Origin of the sequence: Streptomyces silvisoli, from assembly GCF_029269905.1 — a bacterium.
In the GTDB taxonomy this organism is placed as follows: domain Bacteria; phylum Actinomycetota; class Actinomycetes; order Streptomycetales; family Streptomycetaceae; genus Streptantibioticus_A; species Streptantibioticus_A silvisoli_A.
The window spans coordinates 371,357-382,362 of record NZ_JARJBC010000005.1; the positions used below are offsets into that span (position 1 = coordinate 371,357).

Sequence of the window (11,006 nt, forward strand, 5' to 3'; positions counted from 1 at the left end):
CGTATCTACATGCGAATTCCAGTCGCACGCAAGGGATTTGGACTCCGGCTCTTGACGTGACATTCATCGGGATGAAGCATTCATCGGCGACAGAGCGCTCCCCATCCCCCACGACGTTCACTTCCTGAACGAGGAGAGTCGCCCCATGCCTTCTGCCACCAACCCGTCCCCGCGGCAGCCTGTAATGCGCCGCCGGGCCGTCATCGGTGCCGCGGCCGCCGCGGCTTCGGCCCCCGCCCTGCTTCGGCTGTCTTCGTCAGCATCGGCCGCCCCTCTACACAACGGCCCGCGCGCCCTGCCGGGCGGCGGCGATCTCGGCCCCAACGTCCTTGTCTTCGACCCGGCCACGCCCGGTATCCAGGCCAAGCTCGACGACGTCTTCAAACAGCAGGAGTCGGCGCAGTTCGGTACGGGACGCTACGCACTGCTGTTCAAACCCGGTACGTACAGCGGGCTCAACGCCCAGATCGGTTTCTACACCTCCATCGCCGGCCTCGGGCTGTCACCCGACGACACCACCATCAACGGCGACGTCACGGTCGACGCCGGGTGGTTCAACGGCAACGCCACGCAGAACTTCTGGCGTTCCGCGGAGAACCTGGCCCTGGTCCCGGCCAACGGCACCGACCGCTGGGCCGTCGCGCAGGCGGCTCCATTCCGGCGCATGCACGTACGTGGCGGACTGAATCTGGCCCCCAGCGGCTACGGCTGGGCGAGCGGCGGCTACATCGCCGACTGCCGCATCGACGGCTCTGTGGGACCGTACTCACAGCAGCAGTGGTACACCCGCGACAGCGCGGTCGGAGGCTGGAACAACGCCGTGTGGAACATGGTGTTCTCCGGTGTCGAGGGCGCTCCCGCGCAGAGCTTCCCCAACCCGCCCTATACCACGCTCGACGCCACCCCCGTCTCGCGTGAGAAGCCGTTCCTGTATCTCGACGGCAGCGAGTACCGGGTCTTCCTACCGGAGATGAGGACCAACGCCCGTGGCGTCACCTGGGGCAACGGCACGCCGCGGGGCACCTCGTTGCCGCTGTCCCAGTTCTATGTCGCCAAACCCGGCGTCGCCGCGGCCACCCTCAACCAGGCCCTCGCGCAAGGCCTCCACCTCCTGCTCACCCCCGGGATCTACCACCTCGACCAGCCGATCCAGGTGAGCGGGGCCAACACCGTCGTGCTGGGACTCGGCTTCGCCACGCTCATCCCCGACAACGGCGTCACCGCACTGACCGTCGCCGACGTCGACGGGGTACGCCTCGCCGGATTCATCATCGAAGCAGGACCCGTAAACTCCGCCACCCTGTTGGAAGTTGGCCCGCAGGGCGCCTCCGCGGACCACTCCGCCAACCCGACCACCGTCCAGGACGTCTTCATCCGCATCGGTGGTACCGGCCCCGGCAAGGCCACCACCAGCATGGTGATCAACAGTCATCACACCATCGTCGACCACACCTGGATCTGGCGTGCCGACCACGGCGACGGCGTCGGCTGGGACACCAACCGCGCCGACTACGGCATCCGCGTCAACGGCGACGACGTCCTGGCCACAGGGTTGTTCGTGGAGCACTTCAACAAGTACGACGTGCAGTGGTACGGGCAGCGTGGCCGCACCGTCTTCTTCCAGAACGAGAAGGCGTACGACGCCCCCAACCAGGCCGCCGTCCAGGACGGTTCGGCCAGGGGGTACGCCGCCTACAAGGTCGATGACGCGGTGACCGCGCACGAGGCGTGGGGGCTCGGCAGCTACTGCTACTACGACGTCGACCCGACCATCGTCCAGGACCACGGCTTCGCCGCCCCCAACACCCCGGGGGTGAGGTTCCACGACCTGCTGGTCGTATCCCTCGGCGGCAAGGGCCAGTTCGCCCACGTCATCAACGACACCGGGGCCGCCACCTCGGGCACCTCCACCGTTCCGTCCACCGTGGTCTCCTACCCGTAGACGGATGCAACGGCCAGGCGCGTAACGCCTACCGTGTGGCCATCGCGGGAGCGGTAGGCGTTACCGCGTCGCAGACGTGGTGTCCTCGAACCAGGCGGGGCGTCACTGAACGGCTGGTTGGTCACCCGGCGAGTCGGCACGTCGGGGGCGGTCGGCTGTGAGCGCTGTGTCGGCGGCGTCGAGGATCTTGCCGAAGACGTGGGCGATGACGGGTTGGGCGAGCACGCGCGTGATGGCCGCCCCGAAGGGCAAGCGGACCTGGCAGGTGGTCGTCCACACGACCAGGGTCCCCCCGGCGACTTCGGTGAAGGTCATGCGGCCGAGCTCGTGCCGGGCGGGCGGGAAGCTGCGATCGACGACGTAGTCGAACTCGTGCGGCGGGTTGTAGGCGGTGATCCGTTCGCGGAACCAGCCGATCGTCCACGTGTGCACCCGTACGGCGCCCACGCCATAGGGCGCGCCCACGCCCGGCCGGGCCAGTCGTGCCCTGAGGACGGATGGCGTGCGGGTGTAGTTGGTGGTTGTGGCGCACCAGTCGAATACATCGGCCATCGGCGCTGCGATGACACGTCGTACCGTCACGGTTTCCACGTCTAGTCCTTCCTCCTGGTCAGCTGGCGCGGAACGATTACGGCGCCCAGCTTGTCGGGATTGCGCACCGCGTACATGCCGTGGATCAACGTGTCGGCGATCTCGAATACCACTACGGAGTCGAGCTGATCGCCCGAGCGGCACAGCACTGCGGGCAAGGCGTTGTAGCTTGCGAACTCGACCCGGGCGCCGAGCCCCGTTGTCCTGGCGACTCCCGCGACGAACCGCGCTACCTGCTCGCGCCCCCTGACCGGGCGGCGGGCGGCGGTGATCCGGCCACCGCCGTCGGAGATGTGGACCACACCCGGCGCCATCAGGCTCATCAGGGCTGTGACGTCGCCGGTGTTCGCCGCGCGCAGGAACCGGCCGACGATCTCGTCCGCCGTCCGTGGGTCGTGGTCGAAGCGCCTGCGCCGTGCTCGTACGTGCTCGCGCGCGCGGTGCGCGATCTGACGGGCCGCGGTCTCGGTCTTACCGACCAGGTCGGCGACTTCACGATGCGAGTAGCCGAACACCTCGCGCAGCACGAACACCGCGCGCTCATCCGGGCTCAACGTCTCCAGTACCAGCAGCATCGCCATGGACACCGACTCCGCGAGATCGGCGTCCTCGCTCACATCCGGCTCGGTGCGGACCGGTTCGGGAAGCCAGGGCCCGACGTAGTCCTCTCGCCGCCGCCGCGCCGTGCGCAGGTGGTTCAGCGCCTGCCGGGTGACCGTGCGCACCAGATAGGCGCGCGGATGCTCGATGTGCTCCTGCCGCACAGCGTGCCACCGGAGGTAACTGTCCTGCACCACATCCTCGGCGTCGGCGGCGCTGCCGAGAATCTCGTAGGCGATCGTGAACAGCAGCGGCCGACATTCGGCGAAGTCCCTTTCCTCGCTCAACATCCACCCCGCATGCTCATCACCCTCCTACGCGAACCTGGCTCCCCATGTAGACACCACTCGTCCCGGAATCGTGACACCTTCGCTGGTGACGCCCATCACATTCGGAAGTGAACTGCCAGCCACCGTCGGCCGGACCACGCCACCCCCGGCCAACTGCCGTGTAGAAGCGGGCCATTGGGCAGTCGCGTCGACGGCGTTCGTGATCTGCGGTGGGTGACCCTCCGGCGCTGGGCCGGAGAGCTTTCGGCTGCCCGTTGGCCATCTCGCGGCGGTCGTGCCACCGCCATCCCGCTTCGGCTCGCACGCCCGCTGGCGAGTGGGGGCGACCCCGTAGGGGCGGCGTGCGGGTGCGTCCGCATTGTGCCGCGTTACCGCCGGTAGTGGCTTGGCTGGCGGGCTCTCCTGCGCCTGGCTCCCGCTCACGGCGTCGGCCCTGCCTCGGTGGGGATGCCGGTCGCGGGTCGGACCGCTCATCGTGGGCCTGCCTGTTGCTCAACCGGGTACACGTACCTTTGTGCGGGCCGGAAACGGAACTCCTAAAGTCGTGGCCACAAGGTGCTTCGCGGTGGCCGCAGGAGGGCGTCATGGGTGTTTCCCTTCGTGCTGAGGCCGGGGCGGTGGCCGCGCCGAAGGCACGTGGTGAGCTGTCCGAGGCGCTGTTCAGCGCCTGGCGGACGCAGGGCACGCTACCGCGCCTGCCGGACCCCGCCCCTGGTGTGGACGCCTTCGGCGAGGACGTGCAGCTCGCGCTCTACGCGTGCTACGAACTGCACTACCGCGGCTTCGACAGGGTGCCGGCCGAGCGTGAGTGGGATCCCGAGCTGCTCAGGTTCCGCGGTGCTCTGGAGTCCCGCTTCCTCGATGCCATGCGCGAACACATTGGCTCGCCCGCGGACCATCGTGAGCTGCTGGGGGAGCTGCTGACGGAGCCGCCCGACGGCACCGGAGCCTCGCACTTCCTGCTGAAGCAGGGCACGCTCGAACAGTTCCGCGAGTACGTGGTGCATCGCTCGGCCTACCACCTGAAGGAGGCCGACCCCCAGGCGTGGGTGATTCCCCGTCTGCGCGGGCACGCCAAGGCCGCGCTGGTGGCCATCGAGTTCGACGAGTACGGCGGGGGCCGTGGAGAGTGTCTGCACGCGCGGCTGTTTGCCGAGATGATGGACGCTCTCGGACTCGACCCCGCGTATGGCCGATACGCGGACTGGATTCCGGCTCCGGCGCTGGCTGTGGTCAACATGATGTCGCTGTTCGGCCTGCACCGTGCGTGGCGCGGGGCTCTGGTGGGGCAGTTCGCCACCGTGGAGGTGACTTCTTCGCCGGGGGCCGCGCGGCTGGCGGCCGCGCTGGAGCGACTGGGGATCGGCCCGGCGGGCCTCCGCTTCTACCGCGAGCACATCGAGGCCGACGCGGTGCACGAGCAGCTGGTGCGGCGCGAGGTGATCGATCCGTTGCTGGCCGCCGAACCGCACCTGGCACAACAGGTTGCCTTCGGGATCGCCGCCACCTGTTTGCTGGAGCAGCGGCTCGCCGACCACCTGCTCTCCGCCTGGCACCGCGGGCAGTCCTCGCTGCGGGCCCCACTGCCTGTGTGAGCCGCCTGACGACCGTCGATCAGGCCTTTCCCGGCGGTATGCGGTGCCGACGGTGGCTGGTGTCGCACCACGGCAGGATCCGGCTGCGCCTGCACATGCACAGCGCCACCACCACTCGGTCGCTGCGCACGACCCGCCCGTCCGGCAACTCCACCTCGACCGGGCCGGGCAACAGCATCGGTCCGCACTCGTCGATCCGTATCCGCAACGGTTCCCGTGCCCTGCGGTCGCCGCCCGTCTCACTCTCGTGCGCGCTCACCGCGGATCACCACCAACTCCTCCTCGCGACTGCCTGGTTCGATCATGCCGCGCTGTTCCAGCCAGTGTGCGCGTTCGTGCATCACCGGCCCGAACGGGATGCGGCGGCGCCGTACCACCCGGGTGGCCAGGCCCCAGGCCTGTAGCGCGGCGCACGTCGCGTCGGGGTTGGCCACGCGGGATTGGACCAGCATCACGCGTCCGCCGGGGAGCAGCAGGTCGGGGACGCAGGCGCAGATGCGGTCCAGCACGGCCCGGCCGTCCCAACCGGCGTCCCACACCCGCGCCCGGCCGTGTCCCGCGGGCAGAGTCCGGCGCCCCGGCACATAGGGGGGATTGGCGATCACCACGTCATAGCGCCCCAGAGAGCGCCCCAGCCCAGGGGCGAAGACATCCTCGCGGCGCACCTTCACCGGCACCCCGTTGAGCTGTGCGTTCAGGCGTGTCGACAGCACCGCGCGACGGGAGATGTCGACCGCGGTCACTCGCGCCCCCGCCCGGGCCAGGACCACCGCCAGCCCTCCGGATCCGGAACACAGCTCCAGCACGTTTCTGGCGGGCGGAGACTCCCGCAGGACCGCCCCGAGCAGCAGCAGCGAATCCTCCTGGACGGGGTAGACGCCTGGCAGTCTGACCACTCGCATACTCCATGGTCCGGGTGGTCGCGCCTGGGCCGCAACATGAGAGTGGCTTTCTCCGCCACAAGATCAGGGCCGTGATGCCATCGGGGCCGGGAAGCCGCGGCCCCGCCGGTCCGGGCTGTGAACGGACCGCTATGCCCTCGGCGGTGCATTGCCTGCCATCGATCATGAGGCCCGAAGCGCTCGACGCTGGACGCAGGACCCGCCCGCCCGCGAGTTCCTCGGCCGACGGCGCTACGAGCAGCGTCAGTGGTTATCGTGCCCCGGGACGGTCGGGAGCGATGGCGCATATGCGGCCCGGGCGCGTTGGGCGGGAGGTTGCGCGGTCCCCAGCGCGGACCCAACGCCCCCGGGTTGTAGGGCACTTACCCCGCTGGGCGAATGATGATCCGTGATGAAACTGTTTCGTCCTGGCATAGCGAAGCGGGCCCAGCCGCAATGGAGCGACTGGGCCCGCTTCGCGGACGGGGTGCATTCACCATCGATACCAGCGGCTTCGACCCCCGGCGGCGTCCGTGGAGCGGACCAGGAAACCGAGCAGCCAGATGACCAGAACCGCTACCGCGACCCACCAGAGGATCTTTACGGCGAAGCCGACTCCGAAGAGGATCAGTGCCAGCAGAAGGACCAGAAGCAAGGGACCCATGATTATCAACCTCCTGACCCGCGTATGCCCTGCGGCATCAACTCCAATCCTGTCGGCGGCTGTTGTTTGCACCGTCGGTTCGCGGGCAGCGGGACGATTACTGCAACAGCAGTAGAGAGACGCGAGGAGGCTTTTCTGATGAGTGCGGGCGAGAAGGCGAAGGCCAAGACCGAGCAGGCCAAGGGCGCTGCCAAGGAAGCGACCGGCAAGGTGTTGGGCAACGATCGCCTCGTGGCCGAAGGCGAGGCGGACAAGATGGCGGGCGATGCCCGAGAGACCAAGGAACACACGAAGGACGCCTTCAAGGACACGTTCAAGCGTTGATCCGCGGGCGGCTCTCAACGTGCTGGCGACCCCTCATCAATGAGGGGTCGCCAGCACGTTGAGAGCCGATTGGGTAACGTGTGATTTCCGCGTTCGTTTTCCTGTCCGGCATTTCAGGGATGGGTAGCGGGAAGCGGGGTGCGTGAAGTCCGAATTATCAACCAGTCGAATCCACGAACCGAAAGATCCCGGAGCTCTGCCCGCAGGTACGGGGTGCTCGCTGCATGGTTGCCGCGATGCGCCTGTCAGCAGACGGTCACCTGGACGATGCGTTCGGCGCTCACACCGCGGGCGTTCTCCACGAAGAAGGTCACCTGATAGGTGCCCGACCGCGATGTGTCGACGTTGGAGTCCTTCACCAGGGCCACGCTGGTGATGTCTCCCTCTTCGGCGTCCGTCGCCCTGAGCCCGATCTCGGGGCAGTAGAGGGGGTTGAAGCCGGCCCCGAGCGAGACGCTCACGTCGTTCGCGGTGATCTCGGGCGCGTGATCAGTCGCCATGAGACTCCTCCGTTCGCTGGACCGCAGGGACTCGCTGCCTTCGTCGTCGAGTGCTCAGGTACTGCCCAGGGCGCGGTGATGTATGCACCCTGGATCACTGCCCGGGCTCGTGCCAGCGGAAGCCGGTGGACTGCGGACGTTCACCGGGGGCACATTCGGTTCATGAACGACAGCCGAGAACCAGGTGCTCAGCAGGCCGATGCGGCGCGCAGCGGCCCATCCGGCGACCAGCCGTCGACACACGCTCGCGCCTTCGTACTCGGTGGCGGGGGAGCGCTGGGAGCACACGAAGTGGGGATGCTGAAAGCGCTGCTGGAGTTCGGACTGCGCCCCGACCTGGTGGTGGGAACGTCCGTGGGTGCCATCAACGGCGTCGTGGTGGCCGCCGACCCTACGTGTGCCGCAGTGGATCGGTTGGCCGAACTGTGGTCGGAACTGGGGCACGCGGGCGTCTTCTCCGGCTCGCTGCTGGAGCGGATCGGCACCGTGGTACGCAGCGGTACCCACCTCCACTCCGCCGAGCCGCTGCGCGAACTGCTGAAGGCCCACCTCGCCGTGGACCGGGTCGAGGACCTCGCGGTGCCGTTCCAGTGCGTGGCATCGAGCATCGAACGCGCCGCGGAGCACTGGTTCGCCGAGGGACCGCTGGTCGAAGCCGTCCTCGCCTCCTGCGCGGTGCCGGGGCTGTTGCCTCCGGTGCGCGTGGGCGACGAGCACTACTTGGACGGCGGCCTGGTCAACAGCATTCCCGTCGGGCGCGCGGTGGCCCTCGGCGCCCGTGAGATCTACGTGCTCCAGGTCGGCCGCGTCGAGTCCCCGCTCAGCCCCCCGCGGCTGCCCTGGCAGGTCGCGATGGTCTCGTTCGAGATCGCGCGCCGTCACCGCTTCGCACGGGACATGGCCGACCTACCGCCCGACGTGACCGTGCATGTGCTCCCCAGCGGCGCTCCGACCGCAGAGCCGCGCGGGACGCTTCGGCAACTGCGGTACAAGACGTTCAACCAGACCGCGGAGCGCATCGAACGCGCCTACTCCGCGTCGTGCCGCTACCTGAGCGAAGCGCGTCTCGGCGAGGGGCGATGAGCGGCGCACGGGACGACGGCCCTGTCAGAGCCGTCACCGCCGGGGTCCTGACCGGGGCGCGCCGGATCCTCACCGTTCCCTTGACGGCGTGTCTGGTGCCCGTTGCCGCCGCCTTGCTGCTGGTGGTCACTGTGCTCAGCGCGCCTGTCTCGGCGCTGCGTCATGGTCGCTGGCGGCTCGTCAGGATCTGTGCCTTCGCCCTGTTCTACCTTGTGGTGGACCTGTTGGGGCTGATGGCGGCCGCGTTGGTGTGGCTGCGGTACGCGCCCGGAACGCGCGACGCGGCAAGGCGGCGGATGGCGGCCACCTTCGCCTTGCTGGACCGTCTGCTGAGGGTGCTGACCCGTGCCGCGGGCCCGGTGTTCGGGCTGAGGGTGCGGGTGTCGCCTGCCGTACCGCGCGTCGCGGGCACCGGTGCGCCGGTGGTCGTTCTGGTGCGGCACGCCGGGCCTGGCGACTCGTTTCTGCTGCTCCATGTGTTGCTCGACCGGGCCGGGCTGCGCCCGCACACCGTCCTCAAGCGGATGCTGCGGTTCGACCCCTGTCTGGACGTGATCATCGGACGGCTGCCGCACTGCTTCCTGCCCGCGCGCCGAGGGAGGACCGCGGCGGACGCGGTGGGCAAGCTGGCGAGCGGGCTGCGTTCCGGTGATGCCCTTGTGCTCTTCCCCGAAGGGGGGAACTACACCGAGCGGCGGCACCGCAGGGCCGTCGCGTCACTGCGGCGGCACGGCAAGGTCCGAACCGCCGCACGGGCGGCACGCATGCGTCACGTCCTACCGCCGCACGCTGGCGGCGCCCTCGCGGCACTGGCGGCGGCACCCGGAGCGGACGTGGTCTTCGTCGCCCACACAGGCCTCGACACCATCGACTCGCTGCCCACGTTGTGGGAGGGCATACCACTAAGCGAACCGGTCCGCGCCCACTGGTGGCGGGTTCCGGCCGCAGACGTCCCCGACGGGGACGCCGCCCGCGAGGAGTGGTTGCTCGCCCAGTGGGCCAAGGTCGACCGCTGGATCGCCGACCACTGAACGGAGTGCTCGCCGAGATGGCCGGCCCGGTGCTGAGTGCTTCGGTCGACGTGCGGTGCCAACCGAAGCACTCAGCGAACTGGCCGGGGAAGGCCGCGAACTCACGCACTCCTGCTTCGCGATTGCTTCCTGTACTTCGGTGACCATGCTGTCCGGGTCTTCGGGGCACGCCAAGGTCACTTCGCGGCCCGGGCCGACCGTGCGGTGTCCGGCATCCTCCAACCACCCCGCAAGCGCTTGGTGGATGGGCAAGCAGTCTTCCATCGGCCCGCGGTGCACGATCGTGGCTGCCCGCTCCAACTCGGGCAGATCTCCCCAACGGCTGGTTGCGGTCAGCGTGCAGCGCCGCTGCGAAGTCACTGACCGGGATGCCTGCGAAGAGGCCGAGGGCCATACCGACATGGTAGGGCTGGCGACTTCGTGAATCGGTGCCCGGGCAGCAGCCGTGACGCGGCAGCCTCACTTGTCTACCCGAAGACATCCCGCCGAGGTCGAGGACGCGAACAACCGGTACCGTGGCCGCCGTTCCTGGGGCCGACAACCGGCCGTAGCTCCGACACTGCGTGCGCGCGTGCATGTGCTTCCCATCAGCCATGGCTGCCGTGCCGCCTCACCAGCTCTGTGTGCCCAGCCGATCCGTCGGCGGCTGGCCCGCGCCCGGGTCCGCACTCTCCAGCGGCGACTGTTGGGTCGGTCGGCCTCGCCGCGTGGTACCCGTATGCCCACGCCGAGGCGACCGCCGCGAAGTCCGGGTTGGCGAGCGCACACGGTTCGGACCCACAGCAGGGGGTAGGCGCAGCTGCCACCGCTGACCGAGCGGTCGGAACGTAACGTAGGGAGAGATCATGCGGCTGCTTGCCCAGGGGCGAAGCAGGAGTGGGTTGTCCCGGGCGGGGCACGAGCTGTCACGGCGGCTGCGAAGCGCGTACCGCGATCACGTGGGACCGGCTGAGCGCTCTGTGCTGGTGGCATGGTCGACGTTCACCACGACCTTCACCGCCACACGTGCTGTCACCCACTGGATCCGGGACGGACACGGCCCGGCCAGCGGAGGGATCACTGTCGGAGGACGACACTTCCACCACTACAACATCGGCATCGCCCTGCTCAGCGCAGTAGGCGCGGTGGCTCTGCGCGGACAGGAACGGCACCGTCGGCACCCCGTGACCGCGATGGCGTACGGCGCGGCCAACGCACTCATCGTGGACGAACTGATGCTGCTGCTCGACCTGAAGGACGTGTACTGGGCCAAAGACGGCCGCACCAGCGTGGATGCCGCCGTCGGCCTGATCGGAGTCGGCGGCATCTACCTGGCTGCGGCCCCCTTCTGGCACCGCGCCGCACGTGAGCTGGCTTCAACAGCCGTCCACCGCCCGGCCTAGTACTGCAACCGCATCTGGGGGTTGTGGCCTCGGCGTTTGTAGTGGGAACGGCGGGCTCGGGCCTGGCTGCGTCTGCGGAAGCGTGACCAGCGCAGATGGTGTTCGTTGGTGTGGTGGCGGGGT

General features: G+C 68.8%; 12 protein-coding genes. 6 read left to right on the forward strand and 6 right to left on the reverse strand.

Annotation, left to right across the window (positions count from 1 at the left end; translation table 11 throughout):
* The first annotated feature begins 145 nt into the window (after nt 1-145).
* Nucleotides 146-1,942 carry a coagulation factor 5/8 type domain-containing protein gene (locus tag P3G67_RS11650; RefSeq protein ID WP_276093376.1) on the forward strand — a complete coding sequence of 599 codons (1,797 nt, stop codon included), beginning with the start codon at nt 146-148 and terminating at the stop codon, nt 1,940-1,942.
* A gap of 102 nt (nt 1,943-2,044) precedes the next feature.
* Here the strand turns inward: P3G67_RS11650 and P3G67_RS11655 are convergent, their stop codons facing one another.
* The gene (locus P3G67_RS11655; RefSeq protein WP_276093377.1) at nt 2,045-2,533 is read right to left on the reverse strand and encodes an SRPBCC family protein; all 489 of its coding nucleotides are present in this window, start codon (nt 2,531-2,533) and stop codon (nt 2,045-2,047) included.
* A 2-nt stretch (nt 2,534-2,535) separates the two neighbouring features.
* Nucleotides 2,536-3,423 carry an RNA polymerase sigma-70 factor gene (locus P3G67_RS11660; RefSeq protein ID WP_276093378.1) on the reverse strand — a complete coding sequence of 296 codons (888 nt, stop codon included), beginning with the start codon at nt 3,421-3,423 and terminating at the stop codon, nt 2,536-2,538.
* 584 nt (nt 3,424-4,007) lie between these two features.
* Here P3G67_RS11660 and P3G67_RS11665 point away from each other — a divergent pair.
* Entirely contained in the window at nt 4,008-5,018 is a 1,011-nt protein-coding gene (locus tag P3G67_RS11665) for an iron-containing redox enzyme family protein (RefSeq protein ID WP_276093379.1), read from the forward strand.
* Between the two features lie 19 nt (nt 5,019-5,037).
* Here P3G67_RS11665 and P3G67_RS11670 read toward each other — a convergent pair whose 3' ends face one another.
* From P3G67_RS11670 to P3G67_RS11680, 3 genes are all read right to left on the reverse strand, one after another.
* Nucleotides 5,038-5,277, reverse strand: a complete 240-nt coding sequence (locus P3G67_RS11670; protein ID WP_269855945.1) for a CDGSH iron-sulfur domain-containing protein — start codon at nt 5,275-5,277, stop codon at nt 5,038-5,040.
* The gene (locus tag P3G67_RS11675; protein ID WP_276093380.1) at nt 5,258-5,920 is read right to left on the reverse strand and encodes a HemK2/MTQ2 family protein methyltransferase; all 663 of its coding nucleotides are present in this window, start codon (nt 5,918-5,920) and stop codon (nt 5,258-5,260) included. Before P3G67_RS11675 ends, P3G67_RS11670 begins: the two co-directional genes overlap by 20 nt.
* Nucleotides 5,921-6,392: 472 nt before the next feature.
* Nucleotides 6,393-6,563, reverse strand: coding sequence for a hydrophobic protein (locus tag P3G67_RS11680; RefSeq protein WP_269855947.1), 171 nt, complete (start codon nt 6,561-6,563; stop codon nt 6,393-6,395).
* Between the two features lie 138 nt (nt 6,564-6,701).
* Here P3G67_RS11680 and P3G67_RS11685 point away from each other — a divergent pair, with 138 nt between their 5' ends.
* Entirely contained in the window at nt 6,702-6,887 is a 186-nt protein-coding gene (locus tag P3G67_RS11685; RefSeq protein ID WP_269855948.1) for a CsbD family protein, read from the forward strand.
* A 245-nt stretch (nt 6,888-7,132) separates the two neighbouring features.
* Here the strand turns inward: P3G67_RS11685 and P3G67_RS11690 are convergent, their stop codons facing one another.
* Entirely contained in the window at nt 7,133-7,387 is a 255-nt protein-coding gene (locus tag P3G67_RS11690; RefSeq protein WP_276093381.1) for an immunoglobulin-like domain-containing protein, read from the reverse strand.
* A 162-nt stretch (nt 7,388-7,549) separates the two neighbouring features.
* Between P3G67_RS11690 and P3G67_RS11695 the strand changes: the two genes are divergently transcribed.
* From P3G67_RS11695 to P3G67_RS11705, 3 genes are all read left to right on the forward strand, one after another.
* Complete coding sequence (locus P3G67_RS11695; RefSeq protein WP_276093382.1) at nt 7,550-8,470, forward strand: patatin-like phospholipase family protein; 921 nt, start codon at nt 7,550-7,552, stop codon at nt 8,468-8,470.
* Nucleotides 8,467-9,501, forward strand: coding sequence for a 1-acyl-sn-glycerol-3-phosphate acyltransferase (locus P3G67_RS11700; RefSeq protein ID WP_276093383.1), 1,035 nt, complete (start codon nt 8,467-8,469; stop codon nt 9,499-9,501). The genes P3G67_RS11695 and P3G67_RS11700 overlap by 4 nt, the downstream gene beginning before the upstream one ends.
* Nucleotides 9,502-10,439: 938 nt before the next feature.
* Complete coding sequence (locus P3G67_RS11705) at nt 10,440-10,883, forward strand: hypothetical protein (RefSeq protein ID WP_276093384.1); 444 nt, start codon at nt 10,440-10,442, stop codon at nt 10,881-10,883.
* The last annotated feature ends 123 nt before the right edge of the window (nt 10,884-11,006 follow it).

What these genes read in the sequence shown, in the direction of transcription:
- P3G67_RS11695 (WP_276093382.1), top strand. Translation starts at nt 7,550, where the DNA reads ATGAACGACAGCCGAGAACCAGGTGCTCAGCAGGCCGATGCGGCGCGC.
- P3G67_RS11665 (WP_276093379.1), top strand. Translation starts at nt 4,008, where the DNA reads ATGGGTGTTTCCCTTCGTGCTGAGGCCGGGGCGGTGGCCGCGCCGAAG.
- P3G67_RS11680 (WP_269855947.1), bottom strand. Translation starts at nt 6,563, where the DNA reads ATGGGTCCCTTGCTTCTGGTCCTTCTGCTGGCACTGATCCTCTTCGGA.
- P3G67_RS11650 (WP_276093376.1), top strand. Translation starts at nt 146, where the DNA reads ATGCCTTCTGCCACCAACCCGTCCCCGCGGCAGCCTGTAATGCGCCGC.
- P3G67_RS11675 (WP_276093380.1), bottom strand. Translation starts at nt 5,920, where the DNA reads ATGCGAGTGGTCAGACTGCCAGGCGTCTACCCCGTCCAGGAGGATTCG.
- P3G67_RS11690 (WP_276093381.1), bottom strand. Translation starts at nt 7,387, where the DNA reads ATGGCGACTGATCACGCGCCCGAGATCACCGCGAACGACGTGAGCGTC.
- P3G67_RS11685 (WP_269855948.1), top strand. Translation starts at nt 6,702, where the DNA reads ATGAGTGCGGGCGAGAAGGCGAAGGCCAAGACCGAGCAGGCCAAGGGC.
- P3G67_RS11660 (WP_276093378.1), bottom strand. Translation starts at nt 3,423, where the DNA reads ATGTTGAGCGAGGAAAGGGACTTCGCCGAATGTCGGCCGCTGCTGTTC.
- P3G67_RS11700 (WP_276093383.1), top strand. Translation starts at nt 8,467, where the DNA reads ATGAGCGGCGCACGGGACGACGGCCCTGTCAGAGCCGTCACCGCCGGG.